The 22,797-nt window shown below is 32.9% G+C and carries 23 protein-coding genes; 6 read left to right on the top strand and 17 right to left on the bottom strand.

Translation table 11 applies throughout. From position 1 onward, the window contains the following. The first annotated feature begins 154 nt into the window (after positions 1 to 154). The 4 genes from BUR17_RS04680 to BUR17_RS04665 all read left to right on the top strand — a co-directional run bounded on the left by BUR17_RS04680 (position 155) and on the right by BUR17_RS04665 (position 3,186). Positions 155 to 487: a single-stranded DNA-binding protein gene (locus tag BUR17_RS04680; protein ID WP_074229183.1), complete on the top strand. Its 333-nt coding sequence runs from the start codon at positions 155 to 157 to the stop codon at positions 485 to 487. A gap of 24 nt (positions 488 to 511) precedes the next feature. After that, on the top strand, positions 512 to 970 hold the full coding sequence (locus BUR17_RS04675) for an HRDC domain-containing protein (RefSeq protein ID WP_074229182.1): 459 nt from the start codon (positions 512 to 514) through the stop codon (positions 968 to 970). A gap of 141 nt (positions 971 to 1,111) precedes the next feature. Continuing rightward, on the top strand, positions 1,112 to 2,482 hold the full coding sequence (gene hisS / locus BUR17_RS04670) for a histidine--tRNA ligase (protein ID WP_074229181.1): 1,371 nt from the start codon (positions 1,112 to 1,114) through the stop codon (positions 2,480 to 2,482). Between the two features lie 11 nt (positions 2,483 to 2,493). Further along, entirely contained in the window at positions 2,494 to 3,186 is a 693-nt protein-coding gene (locus BUR17_RS04665; RefSeq protein ID WP_074229180.1) for a DUF1835 domain-containing protein, read from the top strand. A gap of 95 nt (positions 3,187 to 3,281) precedes the next feature. Here BUR17_RS04665 and BUR17_RS04660 read toward each other — a convergent pair whose 3' ends face one another. From BUR17_RS04660 to BUR17_RS04645, 4 genes are all read right to left on the bottom strand, one after another. Next, positions 3,282 to 3,788 carry a thermonuclease family protein gene (locus BUR17_RS04660; protein WP_074229179.1) on the bottom strand — a complete coding sequence of 169 codons (507 nt, stop codon included), beginning with the start codon at positions 3,786 to 3,788 and terminating at the stop codon, positions 3,282 to 3,284. 315 nt (positions 3,789 to 4,103) lie between these two features. Continuing rightward, positions 4,104 to 5,672 carry a hypothetical protein gene (locus BUR17_RS04655; protein WP_074229178.1) on the bottom strand — a complete coding sequence of 523 codons (1,569 nt, stop codon included), beginning with the start codon at positions 5,670 to 5,672 and terminating at the stop codon, positions 4,104 to 4,106. After that, positions 5,673 to 6,644: a hypothetical protein gene (locus tag BUR17_RS04650; RefSeq protein WP_143747522.1), complete on the bottom strand. Its 972-nt coding sequence runs from the start codon at positions 6,642 to 6,644 to the stop codon at positions 5,673 to 5,675. An 8-nt stretch (positions 6,645 to 6,652) separates the two neighbouring features. Then, a complete protein-coding gene (locus BUR17_RS04645; RefSeq protein ID WP_074229177.1) occupies positions 6,653 to 7,675 on the bottom strand; it encodes a hypothetical protein in 1,023 nt (340 codons plus the stop codon). A 156-nt stretch (positions 7,676 to 7,831) separates the two neighbouring features. Here BUR17_RS04645 and BUR17_RS04640 point away from each other — a divergent pair, with 156 nt between their 5' ends. After that, complete coding sequence (locus BUR17_RS04640; protein ID WP_074229176.1) at positions 7,832 to 8,629, top strand: class I SAM-dependent methyltransferase; 798 nt, start codon at positions 7,832 to 7,834, stop codon at positions 8,627 to 8,629. Between the two features lie 58 nt (positions 8,630 to 8,687). On the opposite strand, the gene BUR17_RS04635 is transcribed toward BUR17_RS04640, so the two are convergent. The 3 genes from BUR17_RS04635 to BUR17_RS04625 all read right to left on the bottom strand — a co-directional run bounded on the left by BUR17_RS04635 (position 8,688) and on the right by BUR17_RS04625 (position 10,877). Then, positions 8,688 to 8,930, bottom strand: coding sequence for a YtxH domain-containing protein (locus BUR17_RS04635; protein WP_074229175.1), 243 nt, complete (start codon positions 8,928 to 8,930; stop codon positions 8,688 to 8,690). A gap of 101 nt (positions 8,931 to 9,031) precedes the next feature. Continuing rightward, positions 9,032 to 9,874, bottom strand: a complete 843-nt coding sequence (locus BUR17_RS04630; RefSeq protein ID WP_074229174.1) for an isoaspartyl peptidase/L-asparaginase — start codon at positions 9,872 to 9,874, stop codon at positions 9,032 to 9,034. A gap of 118 nt (positions 9,875 to 9,992) precedes the next feature. Beyond that, the gene (locus tag BUR17_RS04625) at positions 9,993 to 10,877 is read right to left on the bottom strand and encodes a cyanophycinase (RefSeq protein ID WP_074229173.1); all 885 of its coding nucleotides are present in this window, start codon (positions 10,875 to 10,877) and stop codon (positions 9,993 to 9,995) included. 198 nt (positions 10,878 to 11,075) lie between these two features. Between BUR17_RS04625 and cphA the strand changes: the two genes are divergently transcribed. Beyond that, a complete protein-coding gene (cphA, locus tag BUR17_RS04620; protein WP_074229172.1) occupies positions 11,076 to 13,703 on the top strand; it encodes a cyanophycin synthetase in 2,628 nt (875 codons plus the stop codon). 19 nt (positions 13,704 to 13,722) lie between these two features. Here cphA and BUR17_RS04615 read toward each other — a convergent pair whose 3' ends face one another. The 10 genes from BUR17_RS04615 to BUR17_RS04570 all read right to left on the bottom strand — a co-directional run bounded on the left by BUR17_RS04615 (position 13,723) and on the right by BUR17_RS04570 (position 22,795). Continuing rightward, positions 13,723 to 14,205, bottom strand: a complete 483-nt coding sequence (locus tag BUR17_RS04615; protein ID WP_143747521.1) for a hypothetical protein — start codon at positions 14,203 to 14,205, stop codon at positions 13,723 to 13,725. A gap of 64 nt (positions 14,206 to 14,269) precedes the next feature. Then, positions 14,270 to 14,713: a hypothetical protein gene (locus BUR17_RS04610; RefSeq protein WP_074229170.1), complete on the bottom strand. Its 444-nt coding sequence runs from the start codon at positions 14,711 to 14,713 to the stop codon at positions 14,270 to 14,272. Between the two features lie 15 nt (positions 14,714 to 14,728). Further along, complete coding sequence (locus BUR17_RS04605; RefSeq protein WP_074229169.1) at positions 14,729 to 15,913, bottom strand: hypothetical protein; 1,185 nt, start codon at positions 15,911 to 15,913, stop codon at positions 14,729 to 14,731. A gap of 73 nt (positions 15,914 to 15,986) precedes the next feature. Continuing rightward, entirely contained in the window at positions 15,987 to 16,820 is an 834-nt protein-coding gene (locus tag BUR17_RS04600; protein WP_074229168.1) for a type 1 glutamine amidotransferase, read from the bottom strand. 32 nt (positions 16,821 to 16,852) lie between these two features. Further along, positions 16,853 to 17,971: a carboxylate-amine ligase gene (locus tag BUR17_RS04595; RefSeq protein WP_074229167.1), complete on the bottom strand. Its 1,119-nt coding sequence runs from the start codon at positions 17,969 to 17,971 to the stop codon at positions 16,853 to 16,855. A gap of 27 nt (positions 17,972 to 17,998) precedes the next feature. Next, entirely contained in the window at positions 17,999 to 18,952 is a 954-nt protein-coding gene (locus BUR17_RS04590) for an ATP-grasp domain-containing protein (protein ID WP_074229166.1), read from the bottom strand. A 47-nt stretch (positions 18,953 to 18,999) separates the two neighbouring features. After that, on the bottom strand, positions 19,000 to 19,710 hold the full coding sequence (locus BUR17_RS04585) for an alpha/beta hydrolase-fold protein (RefSeq protein WP_074229165.1): 711 nt from the start codon (positions 19,708 to 19,710) through the stop codon (positions 19,000 to 19,002). 33 nt (positions 19,711 to 19,743) lie between these two features. After that, positions 19,744 to 20,022, bottom strand: coding sequence for a hypothetical protein (locus BUR17_RS04580; RefSeq protein WP_074229164.1), 279 nt, complete (start codon positions 20,020 to 20,022; stop codon positions 19,744 to 19,746). 5 nt (positions 20,023 to 20,027) lie between these two features. Beyond that, positions 20,028 to 21,239, bottom strand: coding sequence for an ATP-grasp domain-containing protein (locus BUR17_RS04575; RefSeq protein ID WP_074229163.1), 1,212 nt, complete (start codon positions 21,237 to 21,239; stop codon positions 20,028 to 20,030). A gap of 140 nt (positions 21,240 to 21,379) precedes the next feature. Continuing rightward, positions 21,380 to 22,795: a leucyl aminopeptidase family protein gene (locus tag BUR17_RS04570; protein ID WP_074229162.1), complete on the bottom strand. Its 1,416-nt coding sequence runs from the start codon at positions 22,793 to 22,795 to the stop codon at positions 21,380 to 21,382. Positions 22,796 to 22,797: the final 2 nt, after the last annotated feature.

The following is a 22,797-nucleotide window of genomic DNA, read 5'->3' as shown; positions in this document are numbered from 1 at the left end:
GATTTTTTTACTATCCGTTTTCAAACGACTACAAACGAATTTAAACAGTTTATAACCGACTAATTTTTCCAAACTGGCGAATCTTTGCAACAGAGATTTGAGAAAACAAGTGAACGTCTCTTATCTAAATCGCTAATCTTAAAAATATAAAGTTATGTCACTAAGAAACAAAGTAACCTTAATCGGTTTCACAGGAAAAGAAGTTGAAACAGTAAACTTCGAAAACGGAGGAATGAAAATTTCAGTTTCATTGGCTACAAACGATCATTACACCAATGCAAAAGGTGAGAAAGTAGAAGAAACACAATGGCACAATTTGGTTGCTTTTGGGAAAACGGCTGAGATTTTTCAGAAATATGTTCCAAAGGGAAAAGAGATTGCCATTGAAGGGAAATTAACGTACAGATCGTACGATGATAAAGATGGTGTGAAAAGATATATTACCGAAATCAGAGTAGATGAACTTCTGCTTTTAGGAAGTAAATAATTATAAACTTTAAAATCACAAATAATGAAAATAAAAGTTTTAAAAATCAGAATAGCAGATGAATTTCTGCGTGAAGACCAGAAAGTAATTGATCAGTTTCTTGAAGATCATGATATTATTAAAACTGAAACGGCATTTGTGCACGACGAACAGTTTTGGTCGGTGGTATTGTATTTTAATGATGTAGAATCTGCCATTAATAAAACGAGTGTAAAAGATTCTAAAGCTGTAAAATATTTTGCCGAAGACGAAGCTCTGAACAATGATGAAATTAAAATTCTGGATGCACTGAAATTGTGGCGTTCCGAGAAAGCAAAAGAGCAAAATCTTCCGACCTATTTTATTGCAACCAATAAAGAACTCGTGTCTGTTGCTAAATATAAACCTGCAAAAAAAGAAGAGTTGCTCGATATCAAAGGCTTCGGCAAACATAAGATTGAAAACTACGGCGAAGAGATTTTAGAAATCTTAGAAAGCGTGTAAAATCAAAAACTAAAACACAAATGATTAAATGAAAGGCCGGAGAAATAAAATCTACGGCTTTTTTATTGATTTAAAAGTCCTTTCAATTCCTTATTTTTGCAATCTAGATTATTTATCAATCATCAATTATCATTTATAATAATGAAGCCAAGCTTAGCAAAAGGAACGAGAGATTTTACATCGCTGGAAGTTTCAAGAAGAAAATACATCATCAATATATTACAGAAGAATTTCGAATTATTTGGATTTCAACCTTTAGAAACACCAAGTTTTGAAAATCTTTCAACATTGACAGGAAAATACGGAGAAGAAGGAGACCGTTTGATCTTTAAAATTTTAAATTCAAGCATTAACGAAGCTAAAGAGGATAAGAAAACTCAAATGTTGACTGATTTTCAGAAAGCTTTAGACAAACCTTTCAGTGCAGAAAGTCTTACAGATAAAGCGCTTCGTTATGACTTAACAGTACCTTTCGCAAGATTTGTAGCGATGAATCACGGGAAATTGACATTTCCTTACAAACGTTACCAAATTCAGCCGGTTTGGAGAGCAGACCGTCCGCAAAAAGGAAGATTCAGAGAGTTTTATCAGTGTGATGCCGATGTTGTAGGAAGCGAAAGTCTTTGGCAGGAAGTTGATCTGGTTCAATTGTATTTAAAATCTTTTGCTCAGTTAAAAGTTTCAGTAACCATTCATGTCAACAACCGAAAGATTCTTTCAGGTTTGGCAGAATATGCCGGAATTACAGATAAACTAATTGATTTCACAGTTGCTTTAGATAAGTTAGACAAGATCGGAAAGGATGGAGTAGTGAAGGAGCTTTTGGAAAGAAATATTTCTCAGGAATCGATCGATAAATTAGATTTCCTTTTCAATCAGTCGAATGATGCTTTAGAAAATCTTCTTCAGTTGAAAGAAAAATTTGCTGGAAATGAAGTAGGTTTGAAAGGTGTTGAAGAACTTGAATTTGTGATTACGCAATCTCTAAATTTGGGTGTAGATATTCAGAATCTTGTTTTTGATATTACTTTGGCGCGTGGTTTAGATTATTACACCGGTGCAATTTTTGAAGTGAAAGCAGATGAAGCGCAAATGGGTTCTATCGGTGGTGGTGGAAGATATGATAACCTAACCGAAGTTTTTGGGGTGAAAAATGTTCCCGGAATCGGAATTTCTTTTGGCTTAGACCGAATTTATCTGGTAATGGAAGAGCTTAATCTTTTCCCAGAAGAAGCTACATCAAATGTAGAATATCTATTTGCCAACTTTGGTGGAGAAGAAACTTCAGAAGCTTTAAAATTAATCATCCAATTAAGAGAAAAAGGAATTTCTGCAGAGCTGTATCCTGAAAGCGCAAAAATCAATAAGCAGTTTACTTACGCTGAAAAGAAAGGAATTAAAAACCTTGTTTTCTTAGGTGAAGAAGAGCTGAAAAACAATACGGTTACTTTTAAAAACTTAGAAGCAGGAGAACAGAAAACGGTTTCTTTGGAAGAGTTTCTTAATTCTTAAATTCTCTGCAGATGAATACTTTTCACATTCTGAATGGCGATTGTTTAGCCGAAAAATTTCCAAAAAATTTGGAAGGTGAAATTATTATCTGGAGAGAAGCTTTAATTGATGGACCTGTTTCGGACAATAATTTCTTTGAAAATCGTAAAAAATTTATCACAGAAAATTACGATTCAGAAAGCGACTATGATGAATTGGTCGTAAAAGAATTTCAGAAAATACAAAATATTCCAGAGGATTCTGATGTGTTTTTCTGGTTTGAAGACGATTTGTTTTGTCAGGTGAATTTTTGGTTTTTAATTTCGAGTTTGAATTTAAATAAGAAAAAGATTTTTAGAGTTTTCCCGAAAAATAAAGAAAAAGGATTTGCGGAAAGTGATGAAAACGATTTACTGGAACTATTTGATTCGGCAAAAGAAATTAATGATACCGAAAGAAAATTAATTTCAAATCTTTGGGCAGATTTCCAACAGAATAATTTATCGAAAGGGAGCTCATCTGAAATTGTAAGAAACCTTGAAGAACTGATTACTGCTAATGAAAATAGGTTTAACAGAACTTTGGAAAATCAAATAAAAGATATTCAAAAGAATGCAGAAACTTTTGAAGAAGTTTTCAAAATCTTTAATCAAAAATATCCGATTTATGGTTTTGGAGACTTGCAGTTAAAGAGATATATTGATCAGTTTCTAGATTATTCTTAAAAGAAATATTGAGATTATAGTTTTTAGAAAAATAAAGTATAATTCTTGTAGATAAAATATAAAATTCCGGCTCGAAGAGCCGGAATTTTTTTCTGTTATTTAACTTTAAAAGTAGAAGATATGGAATGTTGGGAGGATTTTTTTCGTGATTTTCTCCATTCCCAAGGCGCTGTAGGAATTTTGTCATTCCATAATCCTAATTTCAGTTTTCTTGCCTGCTTTTCCAGATCATCATAACTGTTGTCTTTAGAATATTTTTTGTAATGCCAAGCAAAACCATTTTTCACTAGTTCTTTATTAAGATTTTTCCCGTTCGATAATATGATCTCGGCAAGCAATCTTTTATTGCGATCTTTTTTCCAGCCAGTAGAAAGTTTAACTTTTTTTCCAAAGCATAAATCAGATGCAAACTGTTTTGCATTGTTTCCGAACGGCTGTTTTTTTTCCGGACAATCAATGTGGGAAAGCCTCACGACTTGCGGTTTTCCATCCATTAATATTTCTACAGTATCACCGTCTTTTACCCCGATTACTTTGTAAGATTTATTTTGCGAAAATATAATAATTGGAAAGAGAAAGAGAAGAAAAGTTTTATAAATCATTTAAATATAATTACATTATCATTGTTATTCGCTTTCAATAATACCAAAATCTACAGATGAGATTTTTTAAAAAGTATGATCGATTACGATTGCCTCTACATTATTCTTAGTACACGACAGAAAAGCTTAAATATCTTTTTTGCTGCAAAAGTATCAAAAGAAATGATAAAAAAATCTATTCAAATGGGATGTATTCAATTAATTTATTTTACGCATTTTTAAAACACTTACTCTCAGTATTTTGACAACCTGAGAGTAAAATTATCAGTAATGAAAATTTTATTTTCAATGATCTGGGCTTTGATAAGTATTTATTTAGGGTACATTTTTATCAGAAGGTTTTAAGTAGAATGGTATTTTTAGTAATAAATCTTTCCTTATTAAAACTTTTTTTGAATCGAATGCATCAATATTTTCTTTAATTAAATCATCTGCATAATCGTTCTTTTGAAATTGATAAACGTCCTTGATTATCTTATTTTTTTCAAAGATTAAATTTACAATCTCTTCAACATGTGTTGTGCTGTCCGTAAGTTTATTCAAATCAAGGTTTTTGTTTTCTTCATTCAAAGCCATTTTATTAGGCAAAGGATTAAGCTTGCTTTTCCATAAGCTGTCTTTTTCTGAAACTTCATTTGTAACTGTTTCTTGAGATACGGGTGAAACGTCTGGAATTACTTCCTGTTTTTTTTCTTTCTCATAAAACATTGTGAAAAATATCAATGCACCTATCAATAAAATATTCAAAACAAAAGAAATAATGAGAAAGACTGCATTTTTACTTTGTTTTTCTTCAGTATGATTAGAAAATTCTGCAAAAGACGGTCTTTGTAACGGAAAAGAACTCGTATTTTGATTATTGGTTAAAGATGAAATTTGGGTAGGGTAATCTAATTTTCTTTTTTCTTCCTCAAAATTTTTCTTACAATCGTTATAAAGGCGAAGCACTTCATCAGGCTTTTTATCAGATTTTAGTTGTTGAATAAATTCATCATATTTTTTCAAAAAATTAAAATAAAGATTACTGATTTTGTTTACATTGTTTTTTGATTCGTCAATTTTTTTTGCATTTTCACTCTGTTTTTTCTCATTCGATTCAATTTGTTTTTTTAAATCGTCCACAATTTTTTTCCTTTCAATCTCTAGTTTTTCCTTTTGATTTTCGAGTGTAGAAATCGTATTGAGAACCTGTTGTTTTATTTCAGTTTGAAAGTTTTGAATTTCTTCTTCTAAAATATTGACGTCAATTAATCTGAAAAGTCTTTTTTGAGATACAAACTCAGCGATTTCTTTACTATCAATAAAAAACAGAGTATCATATTTTGGTAAAATTTCCAACGCTTTTTTAAACAGATTCTGAATTGAATTATTGTCTAATTTATTGGTGAAAATAACCAAGTTTTTATCTGAACTTTGCCAGTCTATAAAACCTATTTTTCTGCTGTTGTATTTAATTTTTTCAAAATCCTGATCAAAAACATTCGTGAGATTAAATTCTTTTGAATGATTGATATTTAAAACATTATTGCTTACATTATTGTTCTTTAATTTTTGATGAATCTGGTGCAATGAGTTTAATATCAAATTTTCATCAGCAATTTCGTCAGAAAAAATCAAACTTGTCCCAATAAAAGTACCTGTTCTATTAGAATTTTTTTCTTTTGCATAGGTATAAACAGAATAAGAGATCAAAAACTTATCGGCAATACCTTCTTTTCTAATCGAATAAATACGGTCATTGGGAGATAATAATTGTATGGCATCTGTTTTTAAATCGAAAGTTTTTAGAGCTTTTTCTAAAATTTTATTTCCATAAATACAGGATTGTGTAAAACCATTCGGTGTCCCAAATGTTGCATAACCAAAGACATTTATATTTTTCATTTATTTTGAAAAGCTAAATTTTATTTTTTCCCAGAAAGTCCCTTCGTAATCCAAATTGTAGCCAACAATATTGTGATAGAGCCACTTTGCAATGACTTCTGCCGATTCCAGATTCAATAGCGTTATTTTTTCAATTCCGGCCTGATTCTGTACATTTCCTATTGTAAAATAGGTTTTGCTGAGGTTATAAGTGTCAATTCGGTTATTGGTCATACTCAATCTTTCGCTGATGAAATTTTCAAGATGTTGTTCGTTATCTACGCCTGTATTTCCAGATTTATCCCATTTGGAAATCACAAGAAGCACATTTACATTTTTCAGATTCTTTCCTTTTTTTTCCAGATAATCTAAAAATTCTACAATTTTAGAATCTTCATTGTGCGCTTTGTCATAGCTTGTTACAATCAGAAAGTTCAGCGGAATGTCTGAATTTAAGTACGCTTCAATATCTGCATGATATCTTCCGCCTCTTGAAATTTCGTTATGATTTTCCCCAGCCGTTTCTAAAAATGAAATATTAATGGAAGGAACTTTTTTCGATTGATTATTCGGGTCAAATACAAAATCTAATCTTGTCACCTGATCTCTCGTACTTCTGTTGGGAAGAATGCCCTTTTTTATATTTTCAAAAAAATCAGCCAACAAAATTTGAGCTTCCCTGGAATTTGGACTTCCCAATTTTGGTCTTAAAACTCCGGCATAAGAATTTAAATAATACAAAATTGCCGATAAAATAACAGATTTTCCTGAAGCTGAAGTTCCGTAGAAGAAGACGAAATTACTGTCTTTATTTTTCACAGTGGTTGTACTGCCGTTTGAAGTGGGAACAAAACCATCATCTTCTATTTCAGGATGGGTGTAAATATTTTCATTCGTTACAATCTCGTTTTGAGGCTCTGTAAAATCATCGAATTTTTTAAAATCGTTATCATAATCATAGTTATCGAAGGAAAAAGGTTTGTCATTATTCATAATGGTAATTATTTATTTGGGATTAATGTTCTGCCTTTTTTTCTGTTTCCTAAAACGCTGTTATTGGTTCTGTTATCCGGACTTGTCACCAATAAAATAATAATTACAATCACAAAATCTAACAAAATACATCCCGCCAAAACAACAAACTGGTACATTCCGAAGTTTTTAACTGCATGTTCAAAAGCATAACCGATTTTTCCAACGTCTTGCGTTTTAGAAAGTAAAGGCTCGAATTTAAATTTTTCTTCTCCCAAAACATTGCTGCCTCGGTTTCCAAGCTTGTTATAATCTGTTAAGGCATTGTCTATAAGGGCTTGTGCCAAAATATCTTTATCTTTTTTAGGCAACAACAAAAACTCCTGTATTCTTTTATTCCATTTCAGAACAGAGTTATTAATGTCAGATTTTAAATTTCTTTCGTCTGGCGACAAATCCATTACCATATTATCGATTTGACTTCCCATTCTTTGAGCCAAATCTTCATAATCATTTCCAATCGGAGTTAAAAGATCTACTTTTTGCCCTGTCATTTTTTCAATATCTCTGATTAATGACTGCGCTCTTGAGCCGATTCCCTGATTTGCAGGATCAATAATTTGAGCCATTAATTGTTTTTTCTTAATCTCGATATTTCTTGTGGTTTCTTTCGGGTATTTATAATTTAATTTTGCTTCAATATTATTTTCCAGCGTATTAAAATCTTCATTAATCGTTTTTAATTCGTTGGTGTAGATATCGGTACGCATAAATCTTGTGTATAATGCGTTGAAATTAGCAATAAAGCAAAATGATGCAATAAATATGTAAATTCCTACCAAGCTTCCAGTAGATTTACCTTCAAGTTTTGCAGCACGAAGCATCCAGCAAAGGAATAATAATAGCAAAGAAAGCACAAGTGCTATTACAAATGATGCATTGCCGAAGATCTGTTCAAGCCCGACCCAGGTTTGATAAAAGCTCACGCTGATTAATAATATTGCGAGCACTCCTAAAAATAGATCTGATGCTCCTAAAGAATTTTTACTCATGGTTGGTATTTTATAATATTGTTTTTTTCTTTTTCTAAAACAAGAAATTTAGTATTCTAATTTTTCCCAAAACTACAGTGGCATTCTTATATTTTTTTACGGGAAACCATAAAGCGCGAATATTTCAGGAAAAAATTATATTTACAGAAAAAAACAATGGAAAATTATTTAGACATCAACAGGAAATCCTGGAATGCCAAAGTAGAACCACATCTGAAATCGGATTTCTATTTTGTTGATGAATTTTTGAAAGGAAGAACTTCATTAAATTCTATAGAGCTTGGGCTTTTAGGAGATATAAAAGGTAAAACAATTCTGCACTTGCAATGTCATTTTGGGCAAGATTCTATTTCGCTTTCGAGAATGGGAGCAAAGGTTACCGGAATTGATCTTTCAGATAAAGCGATTGAAGCGGGAAAAGATTTAGCAAAACAATGCAATACAGATACAGAATTTATTTGTTCTGATGTGTATGATTTACCTACTATTTTAGACGAAAAATTTGATATAGTTTTTACAAGTTATGGCACAATTGGCTGGCTTCCCGATCTTGAAAAATGGGCGCGTGTAATTGATCATTTTTTAAAACCAAACGGGCAGTTTATCATGGCGGAATTTCATCCTGTAGTTTGGATGTTTGATGATGATTTTAAAGATATTGCGTATAATTATTTTAATGAAAAGCCCATTGCAGAAACTTATGAAGGAACCTATGCAGACTTTTCTGCCGAAATCGTTCAGGATTATGTAATGTGGAATCATTCTTTATCCGAAGTAATGCAGAATCTGATGAATAAAAACTTAGTAATAGAGCAGTTTCAGGAATTTGATTGGTCACCTTACCCGTGTTTTAAGCACATTGAAGAATTTGAAAAAGGAAAATGGCGCACAGAAAAATTTGGAAATAAAATACCTATGGTTTATGCCCTTTCAGCACAAAAAAAGTCATCGTAATGATGACTTTTTTGTATATGAATGTTAAAATGAATATCTAAGTTTATCGATTCTAATCTTATAATTTAGATGCAGAATCTTCTACTTTTGTTTTTGCTTCGTCAAATTTACTTTGAGCCTGGGAAGCCACTTCATTTGCTTTATCTTTCAAATCATTTCCCCATTTGTTCAAATTATCCTTAGCAGAATTGATTTTGTCTTTCACAGCTTGTTGCTGTTCCGGAGTAGATTTTTTGTATTTCCAATATGCTAAAGCACCTATTCCTAATAAAGCTAATAATCCGTTTGTCTTATTTCCCATGATTTCTGATTTTTAAAAGTTATAATATTAAAATTTTGTTATTAATAACTATGTAAAATGTGTGCCAAAAAATTTATGGGAATAATAAAAATATGTTAAAATTATTTAAAGATTTCAAATTGATTTCCATCAAAACTTGCAAAAACCATTGTAGGGTAAGATTCTTGATGGTAAATGTTTCCGTTTTTATCAATCGCAATAGCTCCTGCAAAGCCATCGATTGTTTTTAGCTCAGTAAAAGTTTTGTCAAAAGCATCTTTTAAACTCATTCCATCTGTCACTCTGGTTACAATTTTGGCAGAAGTAGCATTGCTTACAATATCTTCACCCACTCCGGTGCAGCTTACTGCGCAAAATTCATTGGCGTAATTTCCAGCTACCGTTGCAGAATCTGAAATTCTTCCCGGAATCTCAAAACCTTTACCTCCGGTAGAAGTAGCAACAGCTAATTTTCCGTTTTTATCGATCGCAACACAACCAACAGTTCCTTTTCCTCCATTTTTTAGCTTTGCTTCGTATTCTTTTCTTCTTTGAGGAATTTCTGTTGAGAAATTTTCAAATCCGTTATTGTTAGCATAAATTTTAGCTCCGTTTCCACCTAAAACCCGGTCATCTTCTTTCATTAATTCTTTTGCTACAAAAATCGGATTTTTCACATCCTGAATATTGATAACACCGCTCATTTTCTGAGTTTCACCATCCATTAGTGCTGCACTCATTCTGATAACGCCGTCGCTTTGAATTTGAGATCCGATTCCTGCATTAAACAATTCATCATCTTCCAAAAGAGAAACCGCGTAAGCAACAGTATCAACTGCAGAATGGATTTCTAAATATTGATATGCCTTTTCAGCGATGTTTTTTAAAGAATTTTGTTTGGCTACTTTCACTTCGTGGCTCTGGTCACTTTCAGAAAAAAAACCTCCGTGGATAATGATTTTCATAAAAATTATAGTTGATGATTGATAGATGATAATTGATATTAAACCTTCGATTTTAAATAATTTGATTTGAAATTACAAATCAAAATCATTTATTATTTATCGATTATCAATGATTATTTTACGTTTGAGGTATCGGATTAAACTGTGAGTTTTCTATCGTCAGTTTTCTTGTCGTCAAATCATAATGATCGTTCATCGACATCACGTGAACGGTAAGATTATCTATTGAAATTGGCTCACCTAAATTGATATTGGTAAGATTAGTGTCTTTAATGAATCTTCCATCAACAATAATTACTAAACCAGATCCTACAGCGGTCATGGTATCATTATGTATAAAAAGTCCGGTGTCTTCACCTAAACCGATTCCTAAAGTTCTAGGATTGTTTACCACAGCTTGGAAAAGTCTTCCAATTCTTCCTCTTTGTACGAAATGCGTATCTACAATTACATTATCGATTAAACCTAAACCTTGAGTTGTTTTAATTTCACCTTTCAACAAAGCCTCAGAACTGCTTCCTTGATAAATCATATTTTCAGAAGCAGCAGCAGCTCCTGCAGAAGTTCCGGAGTAGATAAAATCCTGCTCCATATATTTCAGCAAAATAGTGTCATGAAATCTTGTACCGCCCAAAATAGAAGTCAGTCTTAACTGATCACCACCCGTAAACATTACAACATCAGCTGCATTTGCTCTTGCAACAATAGCATCCGAATTGGCTTCTTCACGGTTGTGAATATCAAGAATGTTGACATTTTTGGCTCCCAAAAATTCAAAAGCTTTTTTATATTCAGCACCTACTATTTGAGGAATTTGCGAAGCCGTAGTAATGACTTCGATAATTGAGTTTTCTTTATTCTTAGATTCAGTAATGATTTTTCTTAAGATTCCTCTCTCAAAAAAGTTAAGATTTTTTTCAACATTCTGATCGTAATCGGTCTCAGAAAAACTGCCTTTATTAACAGCCCCACCGATAATAATTAATTTTCCAACAGGTTTCATAGCTTGCAAATTTAAAAAATAATAAATTGTTAATGAAATGTAAACCGATTTTTAACGTATTTAGTTTGATTTCTAATTGATTACAGAAATTGTATTTTTTTAATAAATCTTTAATAACGCTATGGTTTTGTTTCATGTTTTACATTATCTTTGATTTAGAAAGATGTTTTTATTAATATAATAAGGTATAACTAAAGTATGAAAATTAAGAAGATACAGGCTTTGCGTGGTCCAAATATTTGGAGTATAAGAAGAAAGAAGCTGATACAGATGCGTTTGGATCTGGAGGAAATGGAAGATTTTCCTACAAATAAAATCGAAGGTTTTCGTGAAAGAATAGAACATCTTATACCTTCGCTCATTAGTCACCGTTGTTCAGAAGGAACGAGAGGAGGTTTTTTTCATAGAATAGAAACCGGTACCTGGATGGGGCATGTCATTGAGCATATCGCTTTAGAAATTCAGACTTTAGCGGGTATGGAAACAGGATTTGGAAGAACACGCGAGACAAAATCTCCCGGAGTTTACAACGTCGTGTTTGATTATATCGAAGAAAATGCAGGAATCTATGCAGCCGAACAGGCGGTAGAAATTGCTTTAGCTTTAATTGAAAATAAAGAATACGATATTAACGCTTGTATTCAAAAGTTAAAAGAAATCAGAGAGCGTGTAAGATTGGGACCTTCTACAGGAAGTATTGTTGAGGAAGCAGTTTCAAGAAAAATTCCGTGGATAAGATTGGGAAGCAATTCTCTGGTTCAGTTAGGTTATGGTGTTAATCAACAAAGATTTCAGGCGACAATTACCGGAAACACAAGCTCGATTGCTGTAGATATTGCATGCAATAAAGAGCTGACGAAAAGAATGCTTCATGATGCTGCAATTCCTGTTCCGATGGGAGATTTAATTGTGGATGAGGAAGAACTACAAAGCGTCATCAAAAAAATTGGTTATCCTATCGTTATCAAACCTTTAGATGGAAATCACGGAAAAGGTTCTTCAATCAATGTTAACGATTGGGTTTCTTCTGTGACGGGTTTAGAATACGCTCAGAAATATTCAAAAAAAGTAATTGTTGAAAAATATATTACGGGATACGATTTCAGAGTTTTGGTAATCAATAATAAAATGGTTGCTGCAGCGAGAAGAGTTCCAGCTCATGTTGTTGGTGACGGTGAATCTAATCTTGAGCAATTAATTGAAAAAGAAAATCAGGATCCAAGAAGAGGATATGGTCATGAAAATGTTCTGACGGAAATCACAGTCGATAAAGACACTTTAGAATTACTTGAAAAACTTCAATATACTTTAGAAACTGTTCCTCAAAAAGGAGAAATAGTTTATTTAAAGTCTACAGCTAATCTTTCTACAGGTGGTACTTCGATTGATGTTACCGATATGGTGCATCCAGAAAATATCACAATGGCTGAAAGAATTTCAAAAATCATCGGTTTAGATGTCTGCGGAATTGATATTATGGCAGAAAACCTTACCCAGCCTTTGAAAGAAAGCGGTGGAGCGATTATTGAAGTGAATGCAGCTCCTGGTTTCAGAATGCACTTGGCTCCGAGTGAAGGTCTTCCGAGAAACGTTGCAGCTCCGGTTGTAGATATGTTGTATCCGCAAGGAAAACCTTTTACTATTCCTATTATTGCAGTTACAGGAACTAATGGAAAAACAACCACGACGAGATTAATTTCACATATCGTAAAAAGTAACGGTTATAGAGTAGGCTTTACCACATCAGACGGAATTTATATTCAGAATACAATGTTGACGAAAGGTGATACAACAGGTCCTATTTCAGCCGAATTTATTCTAAAAGATCCAACTGTAGAATTTGCAGTTTTGGAAACGGCAAGAGGTGGAATTCTTCGTTCCGGTTTAGGTTTCGGACAGTGTGATATCGGAGTTTTAACCAATATTAAAGAAGATCATTTAGGAATGAATGATATTCACAACCTGAAAGATTTAACCAAAGTAAAAAGGGTAGTACTCGACAGTGTAAAGAAAAGCGGATGGAGCGTTTTGAATGCTGAAGATGAATATTCAATGAGAATCATCAACGATTTACCGAGTAATGTCGCTATTTTCAGTTTGGATGAAAATAATGAATACATCAAAAAATTCGCTAAAGAAGGGCGCACAACCTGTGTTTATGAAGAAGGCTATGTAACCATTAAAAAAGGGGATTGGAAAATAAGAATCGGAAAAGTAAAAGATTTCCCGATTACAATGGAAGGAAAGGCAAAATTCATGATAGATAATGTTTTGGCGGCTAGTTTGGCTTGTTATCTTTATGGTTTTGGAATTGAGGATATTTCAAATTCACTTCGTACATTTATTCCAAGTGCACAGTTGACTCCGGGAAGACTGAATGTATTTAAATTTAAAAACTTTAAAGTTTTAATAGATTTTGCACACAATCCTGCAGGCTATGAAGCGATTGAAGATTATCTTAAAAATGTAGAATCTACCAAGAAAATCGGAATTATTTCCGGTGTGGGAGATAGAAGAGATGAAGACATCAGACTGTGCGGAAAAATTGCCGGAAGAATGTTTGATCATATTATCATCAGAAACGAAAAACATCTTCGAGGAAGAACAGAAGAAGAAATCAACGGTTTGATTATTGACGGAATGCAATCTTCGGGAAGAGATGTTAGCTACGAAACGATTCCTAAAGAAATTGATGCGCTGAAACACGCAATGGGAATGGCAGAAGAAGGAACTTTTATTACAGCTCTAAGTGATGTAATTTCTAATGCGATTGACCTTGTACAGGATTATCAGGCGAGGGAATTGCTTGAAGACGATAAATTTTAAAATAAAAAAAGGAGTAAAGTTAATTTACTCCTTTTTTTATTTCCGGCTGCTCAGAATTAGCGTAAATCATGCCTATAGTAAGGTTTTTGTAATCCTTTAAAATCTGTTGATTAGATTTATTTTTTAGGCTGTCTCTATAAAATCCGATCCTCTTTGTTTCAGAATAAAAAAGCTTATTGGTTTCAACGTCTTGTTCTTTAATAAAAAGCGTTAATCTTGCAGGTTGTATTCCTTTTTGCTGAAGTTGATATTCATCTTTTCGATTACTAAATCTTAAAACAATGAAACTCATTTCTTCAGACCAGCCGCCGCCAACGTAAGCTATCTCAAAATTTACTTTAAGGTCTCTTAAAAGGTCTTTTACTTTTTTATTGAGGTAAAATTGTTCATTTTCTTTAAATTTTCCAATTTCCTGTTTAGAATAAATTTTTTGTTGAGCATTCAGCTTAAAAGTAAAAACTAAAATAATCGGCAAAATGATTTTTAATACATATTTATTCATTTTCATAAACTATTGTTCCCCAAAAAAGCATTAAAACTGCTTGTCCAAATTTTATCTTTTTTTACTACCAGTTTTTCTCTATTTTTTGGAGCTTAATCAAGTAAGGAATTAAAACAGCAACTTCAAGTCGTAATTCAAAATTTTTAGTAAAAAATGGTAAAACAAACATTGAAATTCCACAAACTACTAACCCGATAATTGCGTCTATTTTTGCGATTTTTATTCCCCAATCTTGTTCAAACCACAATCCGTACGAGACAATGCCTTTTAAAATAAATAAAGCTGTGAGGAAAAATCCTATTAAACTATATGCTTTATCAGTTTCAAGCCCGTAAAGAGATAAGTTAATTTTGCCCAAGAAAAATCCGAAAGCCAGAATTAAAACACCAATAAAACCGCAAGCAAAGAAAAGCCAAGTGAAAACTTTTATCCAGATAGGCAATAGATTTCTTCTTCTTTTTGTGTCTAATTGATGATCAAATTCATCAAAAACTGATTTTTCTTCCATATGTATTTATTATTTTTATTCTTCCCCAAAAAACGCATGAGAACTGCCAATCCAGATTGCATCTTTTTTGTTAAAATCTACATTTACCATTGCAGCTTTTGTCATTCTTGAAAGGTTTTGAAGTAAAATTGGTCTTTCTTCATTTTCTTTCCAGATATAAAGTAAACGAATTTCGGCTCTTGAGAAATCTCCGTTGATATCTTCAAAAACTGGTTCGTAGTTTACTTTTCGCTGCAAGATATAATTTTTTTTATCTAAAATAGCATCAGTAATCTCTTTTGTGGGATTTAGATTTACACCGCTACCTGCAAAAGAAAACAAAGGTTTTAAAACAAAATTTTCAAGGCTTTCATTTTCAGGAAACTCGTGCAGAAAATAGCTTTTCGGAACAAACTCGTGTTTTAGCAAAGGCAGAAGATATTTAGAAATTTTAAAAAACCAATTCGGATGAGTAATCCATTCTACATCTACATCTTCACGGAAATTAAACTCAGTTTTAAGATCAGGAATTTTATCAAGCTCATCAAAAATGACGCGGTTATAAATTCTTTTGATTCTGATCAGTTCACCATTGCGCTCATAAAATAAGTGATTTCCCTGCTTTTTTACTTTAGTTAGACAAACAGTTTTTATTCCTAAAAGTTTTTCGGTTAAAGCAAAATCAATAGCCGTTTTCTGTTTTTCAGGATAAATTTCAAGCAAAACAACGTTTTCAGGATTTTCTTTACCAACAATCAATTCATATAAATGTTTCTGATAATGTTCATCCGAAATATTATTTTTTAATTGATTTAAGAATGGATAAACCTCACAAAAAGTATCTTCATAAACATTCTGAAATGCATACAGCGAAGGAAACGCTTGCAATTCTATCAGTTGAGGTTCTATTTTACCGTTTTCGCTTCTGCAAATCCCAAAATCTATGGTGAAAAAATGAGGTTGTTTGGTATCGTTGGGAACTTTACAGTTTTCAGGAATCGAGTTTTCTAAAGTTCCTTCGGGGAAGTTTTTAATCTGATCAATAATACTTTCACTTGCCGAAACTAATTTTTCTTTGAATTCATGAGTTAAAAAAATAGGACTTTCAGACAATCTGAAGGTAGGTTGTATGCCGCTTTTTTCTTCTAATATCGATTTTATCTGATCGTATTTTTCGCTGGTGAATTCTTCGTTAAACTGTTTTCTGTATTTTTGGATCATAATTTTTTTCTTTTGTGATTTAAAAAATCGAGCAATAATGCTCGATTTTAATTGTTTTTATTTGAATTTTTTATCAGGCTGTTGCCGTATTTTGTTTCAAAATATTTTTCTTAGCATCGCTTAAAAAACGAGGTAGAATCTGAGATTGTGTAAGAACGATTTTGTCTTCGTCATTAATTCTGTCTACGGTTTCCAGATATTTTTCCATACCGTAATTTTCAATCATAGCTTCTTTATTTTTCTCGTCTTTCAGATTTTCAATCATTCCGTCAGGATTAGCTTCAGGATGAAACTGTGTTCCGAAAATTTCATCAGAAAAACGAACTGCCATAATTGCCCGCTCCAAATCGATATGAGGACGAGATTTTTCAATCGCCACCATTTTCATATCTAATTCTTCAAAACGCTCTACATTAGGCTCAATAAACTGATATGCTCTGGAATCTACAGCATAAAAAGGATCGGGTAGGTTTTTGAATAAAAATTCAGCTTCACCTTCTTCCGTTTTATGAATTGGCTGCACTCCAAAAGAATAAGATTTTCTTTTACAGATATTTCCTAAATCCCAATGAATACTTGCCAATTGGAAAGAATGACAAATCAGAAAAAGATATTTTTTTGTATCATTATGTTTGTTATATTCATAAACTGAATCTAAAAAATCTGCAAATTTCTGCTCCCATTCAAAGCCTTCACGGTGAGGATTTCCCGGTCCACCTGAAGAAATGAATATATCAAAATCTTCAATGTCTGGAATTTCATTTTTATGTCTTACATCAAAACCTGTAATACTTATATTTTCTTCCGATTGCTTCTGGAAATTCTCAGAGATTTCTTTTATATTTTTAAATCCCTGATTCGCCTGATTGTTGTTCATATCCAGCAAAGCAATTCTTACATCTTTCATAACCACATAATTTCTGCAAAGTTATGAAATTATTATAAAGCAGTTTGGTTATGCGTGATGCCGTACTCTGTCTCAGATATCATATAATCAACGACTTTCTTTAAGTCGCCTGTTTCTTTATAGACGGCTAATTGTCGGTCTGCACCGGTTCCGTTTTCCAAAATTTTCCAGGCATATTCTACTTCTTTTCTGCATCCTAAATCATCTACAACATCATCAATAAACTCTAAAAGTTCTTTTAAAAGATCAGGATAAGGTACCGATTCTTCTTTACCAAAATCAATCAGTTTAGAATGAACTCCATCTCTGGAAGCACGCCATTTATTTTCGTTAAGCAATAATCTTCTGTAGCTTCTGAAGCTTAAATTCTGCTGGTGAAGCTTGTAAATTTTAGCCACTAAACTCTGCATGATTGCAGCCAAACAAACCGTTTCTTCAATTCTTAGAGGCATATCACAAATTCTGAACTCAATGGTCGGATAAAATGGATGAACACGCAGATCCCACCAGATTTTCTTAGCATTGTCAATCGTTCCGGTTTTCACCAAAAGATCAACATAACTGTCAAACTCTGCCAACGAATTAAAGTAACTTGGAATTCCGGTTCTTGGAAATTTGACGAAAATTTCCTGTCTGTAAGATTTAAAGCCCGTGCTTCTTCCAATCCAAAAAGGAGAGTTTACGGAAAGTGCATAAACATGTGGAAGGAAATAACGCATTACATTCTGTATTCTCACGCCTTCTTCACGGTTAGGAATTCCAATATGAACGTGTAATCCAAAAATAAGATTTCCACGGGCAACATCGCCCATATCGTCTACAATTTTGTTGTAACGTTCACCATTTGTAATCGTGTTGTGTTCCCAGTTTGAAAAAGGATGAGTTCCACCGCCGGAAACACGAAGTCCCTGTTCATGAGCTGTATTGATCAAATGTCTTCTAAGATTGGTGAGTTCAGCCTGAGCTTCCTGAATATTCTGGCAAATTCCGGTTTCCATTTCAATCATTGATTCGTGCATTTCATGTTTTAAATTTTCGCTTAAAACAGCTTTTCCGCCTTCAATAATTTTTGAAACATGAGAAATTAAATCGCGGCTTTCAACATCGATAATCTGATATTCTTCTTCGATTCCTATTGTAAATTGATGCATTTTTTTTTCAGTGTTTTTTTTAGGTTTTTATTTTACAGAGTCTTTTACAAAAGTTCCCCACGAAATATTAGGTTTTCCGGGAACATATTCTTTAGCTTTTTCAATGGCTAATTTTGCAGAATGTTCTACAATCCATGCAAAATTTTCTTCTCCTACAGAGTTTTTGTCTGCATCCGGAGCTGGGTTACAGAAATCAATTGCATAAGGAATTCCGTCTCTTACCGCAAATTCTACGGTGTTGAAATCATATCCTAAAGCCTGATTCATTTTAATGGTATAATCATGAATTGTTTTCAATAATTTTTTCAAATCTTCACCTTCTGTTTGATGAGTAGTTTCATATCTCAAGTGAGGTGCATTTCTTGGCTCATACGGCATAATGTGAACGTATTTTTGTCCTAAACAATATACTCTGTAATAATCCTGGAAAACAATTTCTTCCTGCACCATCATTACTAATTGTTCTGTTTCGCTCAGTTTATCCCAAAGATCCTGCGGGTTTTCTACTCTGTATACGCTTTTCCAGCCACCACCATCATGAGGTTTCATATAAGCCGGAAATCCTACGTAATCAAAAATATATTCCCAATCATGTGGAAACTTTAGGTTTCTGAATGAAGTTTCTGAGGTATCTGTAGGTCTTTCGTGTGAAGGAAGTAAAACGGTTTTAGGTAAAGGAATTCCAAGTTTCGTCATTAAAGCATTGTTGAAGAATTTTTCATCAGCACTCCACCAAAAAGGATTATTGATTACATAGGTTCCGTTTAAAGCTGCATTTTTAAGATAAGCTCTGTAGAAAGGAACATCCTGAGAAATTCTGTCGATAATCACGGCATAACCATAATCTGCACCTTGCTCCAGTTTATCTATATTCACAGCTTCAGCGATTACTTCTCCACCTCCAAGTTCGTTTACTTTATCAATAAATGCCCACGGAAATGTATCTTCCATCCCGAATAAAATTCCTACTTTTTTTGCCATAATTTGTTTTTTTAATGATTTAATATTAATATTTGAGTTGTTTTAATTTAAAAAAATGCCCCGATGTACGTTGGAAAAGTCATTCTCCAAAGTGGCCAGTCGTGATTGATCCATTTTTTTTCGTCATACCAGAAATCAATTCCTTTTGAGGCTAAAATCCCTGCCATTTCCACATTTTTATCTTTGCATATATCTTCATCAGAAGTGCTTAAAACAATGTGCATATGCTTATATTTCCACGCTTCATCGTTTTTTACAAATTCTCTTGGACAGTTAAAATAAACGAGTTCACCATCATATCCATCCATGAAATTTCGAATGCTGAATGCTCCCGAAAGACAGAATAAATGCGAAATCACATCAGGAAATCTGAATGCAAAATTAGCTGCATGATAACCTCCGAAACTCGCTCCTGCAATCGCAACACGATGGATCTGATGAAGTTTTTGGATATAAGGAACAAATTCCTGAATCAGAAACTGGACATATTTTTCGTAATTTTTTATTCTTTGTTGCGGCGAAATTTTTTCGTCATAAAAAGTCCATGCATCAATGGTTTGAACGTTGTATAATTTTACTTTTCCCTGTTCAATAAAATAATTGATGCTACTGTTCAGGTGAAAATCATGATTTTGAGTATATAAACCCTGTGAAGTCGGAAACATAATAATCGGATAACCGTAATGTCCCGTAACTTCCACTTTAAGGCTTGTTCCTAAGATATTAGAATAATAATCTGTATGTTCTATATGTGGCATATTTTATTGTTTGAGCTTTTATTTGTGTTAATATTATATGAACTTAATGAATTCAATTCCACCCAGTTGATCATCTTGAAGAATATCCAGAACAATTGTTTTATATTTTGGATGTTCTAAAATAATATTTTCTTTAAACTGCCATTTTGATCCAGGTTTATTTGCACCTGTAGAATCAACAAATTTGTAATATGCTTTACTTTCCCATTTTCCAAATTTGATGGTGTTTAAATTAGTTTTTAAATTAGATTCTTTTGGTAAATTAAATGTTATAAAATCTATAATTTCTTGAATGTCAATTTTTCTATTCATTAAAATTAAGAACTCGGTTTATCTTTCGGGGGAAGTACATTCAGCATCTCCGCATGAATCTTTTCAGCTGCAGAATCAAGTCTGTCCTGAACAATATCAGAATCTTTCGATTTATAAACAATTCCTACATGATAGTCGATTGGAAGAAATTTCACGACTTCTTCACATTCAAAATCTTTATAATTGGGAGCTAAATCTTTAATCAGCGCAACAATCAATCCCGAATAATATCCAGTCGGTTTTGAAACTTCGTAATGATTTCCTCTTAATAGTGCATCTTCAATTTTCGCCCATTCACGCCAGATATTAATGTTGCTCGAAGCTTCTACCAAATCTGGAATATGGGCGCCTCCAACTCTTGAGGAAGTTTCGAGGAAATACCATTTTTTGTCTTCTTTACCACGAATGAATTCTGTGTGAGTAGCACCATTCAATAAACCAAAATTGTTTAAAACTTTAGCATTAGCTTCTTCCAAAGCTTTAAATTCTTCAGAATATCTTCCTAAAGTTTTGGTTCTGAAAACCCCGCCTTCATGAGAAACCTGCATCGGTGGAGCTAGGTATTTTGAAGCAGAAGTAAAAACAATTTCTTTATTGAATGTTAAACTGTCTACATGATAAACATCGCCCGGTTTAAAACTTTCGAGAAGAAATAAATGTCTTTCTTCACCCAGTTTTTCCAAAGCATTCCAAAGTTCTTCCTGAGTTTTTAATTTTTTAATTCCTGATGCTGAAGCTTCTGAACGTGGTTTTAAAACCCAAGGCGGAGAAACTTTTTCGGTGAAATCTTTTACTTCCTGATCATTAAACACAGCGGTAAATTCAGGAACGTTGATTCCAGAATCTTTTGCTTTTTGACGCATGGCCAGTTTATCTCTGAAATAACGGTGCGTTGTCTGTCCCATCCCGGGAATACGGAATGTCTCACGAATCAGTGCAGCTTTTTCAACATCATAATCATCCAAAGCGATTACAGCATTTACTTTCCTGGTTTTCATCAAGTGAGAAAATCCCTGAATAAGATGATCGAGATTCCAGACCGAAGGCTTTATCTCCGGCATATAGAAAACTTCATCGACAGCGTGCCATGGCCAGTTTTTGTCTTTTAAATTTTCCGATGTTACGAGGATGATTTTATTACCGAGTTTTTTCATCTCGTCCATAAAATCGTAACCTTTATAATAGCACGAAATACATACGATGGTTTTCTCCTTCATATAATGATTTTTAATTTTTATTAAATTATAAAAAATAAAAGCTTATGATTATTGATTATTTAATATTAAAAATTGATAATCGGTGTGCTTTTGAAAATTACTAATCAAGTATAAGAAGAAAAATTTTAAAAAACTAATTTTTAATGATAATTTTCGATTAAATCGGCCAGTAATTGCACTCCAAAGCCGGTTGCTGCTTTTTCTTTTGCGTATCCTACACTTCCAAATGCAACTCCTGCAATGTCGAGATGTGCCCAGTTGGGATGGTTTCCGATGAATTGCTCCAGAAATTTTGCAGCAATAATACAATCTCCGAGAGGTTTCATTGAAATATTTTTAAAATCGGCAACATCAGATTTAAAATCATCCAACCAAACATCCCATAATGGCAGATTCCATAATCTCTGATTAGTCTTATCACCGGTTTTAATTAAAAGATTTTTCAAATCCTCATTGTTAGAAAACATCGCTCCACAAGTATCTCCAAACATTCTTACAGAACTTCCTGTAAGGGTTGCAAGATCAATTAAAATATCGGTTTTATAATTTTTTGAAAGGTAAGACAGGCCGTCTGCAAGAGTCATTCTGCCTTCTGCATCGGTGTTTAATACTTCAATTGTTTTTCCGTTGTAAGCCGTGATGACATCGCTTGGTAAGTAGGCATTTTCAGAAATTGCATTGTCTGTAATCGGTAAAATTGCTGTAATGTTAACGGGAAGTTTCATTTGCGATGCGTAAATTAGCGCTCCAATCACTGCGGTTGCGCCTCCCATGTCAGATTTCATGTAGTGCATATTGTCTGAGGCTTTTAAGGAAATTCCTCCAGTGTCAAATAAAACGCATTTTCCTACAAGTCCAAAAGTTTTGGCATTTTTCTCCGTTGTTTTATATTCCAAAATAGTAAAAGCTGCATCATAAGCACTTCCCTGATTAACAGAAAGGAAAGCTCCAAGACCTAATTCTTCACACTTTTTTCTATTAAAAACAGTGTATTTCAGCTGATTTTTCTTGGCTAAATTCTTTAGATAAGTATTGAAAATCTCAGGCTTTTTTAAATTGGCAGGTTTATTAAGCCAATCCTGACAAGCTACTTGTCCTTCACAGATCGCATCTATTCTTGAAGAAATAGTATCTAATTTTTTCTGGCTTAAATTCCCAAAATGAAGCTCGAAAGATTTATTCCAAAAAGGATGGGTTTTATCAAATGGGTAAGTGTAAGTTCCCAATAGTAATCCTTTTGTGAACTCTTCAAATTGTTTTTGATTGATGAATTCAGAAATTAATAACGTAGGTACGGTTTGTATATTTTTTTTCTGAGTCTGAGAGAATTTTACTCCAATTTGCTGAAATTCAAAATTCTGTAAAGTTTCTTTTCCAAGACCTATATAATAAGTGATGGTTTTTTCATTGGTTTCAATAAAGACTTCATGTTTTTTTCCTGAAAAAAGAAGGGCAATATTTTTGTTGAATTTTTTAGAGTTTAAAGTCCAGGATTCTTCTGTGAATAATTGAAAAATCTGAGCGTATTGTTTATTTTTTTTGTTGAATAATTGCATTT

This window comes from Chryseobacterium scophthalmum (genome assembly GCF_900143185.1).
GTDB lineage: Bacteria > Bacteroidota > Bacteroidia > Flavobacteriales > Weeksellaceae > Chryseobacterium > Chryseobacterium scophthalmum.
This window is presented reverse-complemented; position numbering and strand designations above follow the sequence as displayed.

What these genes read in the sequence shown, in the direction of transcription:
- BUR17_RS04630 (WP_074229174.1), bottom strand. Translation starts at nt 9,874, where the DNA reads ATGAAAATCATTATCCACGGAGGTTTTTTTTCTGAAAGTGACCAGAGC.
- BUR17_RS04580 (WP_074229164.1), bottom strand. Translation starts at nt 20,022, where the DNA reads ATGAATAGAAAAATTGACATTCAAGAAATTATAGATTTTATAACATTT.
- BUR17_RS04660 (WP_074229179.1), bottom strand. Translation starts at nt 3,788, where the DNA reads ATGATTTATAAAACTTTTCTTCTCTTTCTCTTTCCAATTATTATATTT.
- BUR17_RS04640 (WP_074229176.1), top strand. Translation starts at nt 7,832, where the DNA reads ATGGAAAATTATTTAGACATCAACAGGAAATCCTGGAATGCCAAAGTA.
- BUR17_RS04675 (WP_074229182.1), top strand. Translation starts at nt 512, where the DNA reads ATGAAAATAAAAGTTTTAAAAATCAGAATAGCAGATGAATTTCTGCGT.
- BUR17_RS04590 (WP_074229166.1), bottom strand. Translation starts at nt 18,952, where the DNA reads ATGGCAAAAAAAGTAGGAATTTTATTCGGGATGGAAGATACATTTCCG.
- BUR17_RS04605 (WP_074229169.1), bottom strand. Translation starts at nt 15,913, where the DNA reads ATGATCCAAAAATACAGAAAACAGTTTAACGAAGAATTCACCAGCGAA.
- BUR17_RS04655 (WP_074229178.1), bottom strand. Translation starts at nt 5,672, where the DNA reads ATGAAAAATATAAATGTCTTTGGTTATGCAACATTTGGGACACCGAAT.
- BUR17_RS04665 (WP_074229180.1), top strand. Translation starts at nt 2,494, where the DNA reads ATGAATACTTTTCACATTCTGAATGGCGATTGTTTAGCCGAAAAATTT.
- BUR17_RS04600 (WP_074229168.1), bottom strand. Translation starts at nt 16,820, where the DNA reads ATGAAAGATGTAAGAATTGCTTTGCTGGATATGAACAACAATCAGGCG.
- BUR17_RS04570 (WP_074229162.1), bottom strand. Translation starts at nt 22,795, where the DNA reads ATGCAATTATTCAACAAAAAAAATAAACAATACGCTCAGATTTTTCAA.
- BUR17_RS04625 (WP_074229173.1), bottom strand. Translation starts at nt 10,877, where the DNA reads ATGAAACCTGTTGGAAAATTAATTATTATCGGTGGGGCTGTTAATAAA.
- BUR17_RS04645 (WP_074229177.1), bottom strand. Translation starts at nt 7,675, where the DNA reads ATGAGTAAAAATTCTTTAGGAGCATCAGATCTATTTTTAGGAGTGCTC.
- cphA (WP_074229172.1), top strand. Translation starts at nt 11,076, where the DNA reads ATGAAAATTAAGAAGATACAGGCTTTGCGTGGTCCAAATATTTGGAGT.
- BUR17_RS04595 (WP_074229167.1), bottom strand. Translation starts at nt 17,971, where the DNA reads ATGCATCAATTTACAATAGGAATCGAAGAAGAATATCAGATTATCGAT.
- BUR17_RS04585 (WP_074229165.1), bottom strand. Translation starts at nt 19,710, where the DNA reads ATGCCACATATAGAACATACAGATTATTATTCTAATATCTTAGGAACA.
- BUR17_RS04575 (WP_074229163.1), bottom strand. Translation starts at nt 21,239, where the DNA reads ATGAAGGAGAAAACCATCGTATGTATTTCGTGCTATTATAAAGGTTAC.
- BUR17_RS04650 (WP_143747522.1), bottom strand. Translation starts at nt 6,644, where the DNA reads ATGAATAATGACAAACCTTTTTCCTTCGATAACTATGATTATGATAAC.
- BUR17_RS04680 (WP_074229183.1), top strand. Translation starts at nt 155, where the DNA reads ATGTCACTAAGAAACAAAGTAACCTTAATCGGTTTCACAGGAAAAGAA.
- BUR17_RS04610 (WP_074229170.1), bottom strand. Translation starts at nt 14,713, where the DNA reads ATGGAAGAAAAATCAGTTTTTGATGAATTTGATCATCAATTAGACACA.
- BUR17_RS04635 (WP_074229175.1), bottom strand. Translation starts at nt 8,930, where the DNA reads ATGGGAAATAAGACAAACGGATTATTAGCTTTATTAGGAATAGGTGCT.
- hisS (WP_074229181.1), top strand. Translation starts at nt 1,112, where the DNA reads ATGAAGCCAAGCTTAGCAAAAGGAACGAGAGATTTTACATCGCTGGAA.
- BUR17_RS04615 (WP_143747521.1), bottom strand. Translation starts at nt 14,205, where the DNA reads ATGAATAAATATGTATTAAAAATCATTTTGCCGATTATTTTAGTTTTT.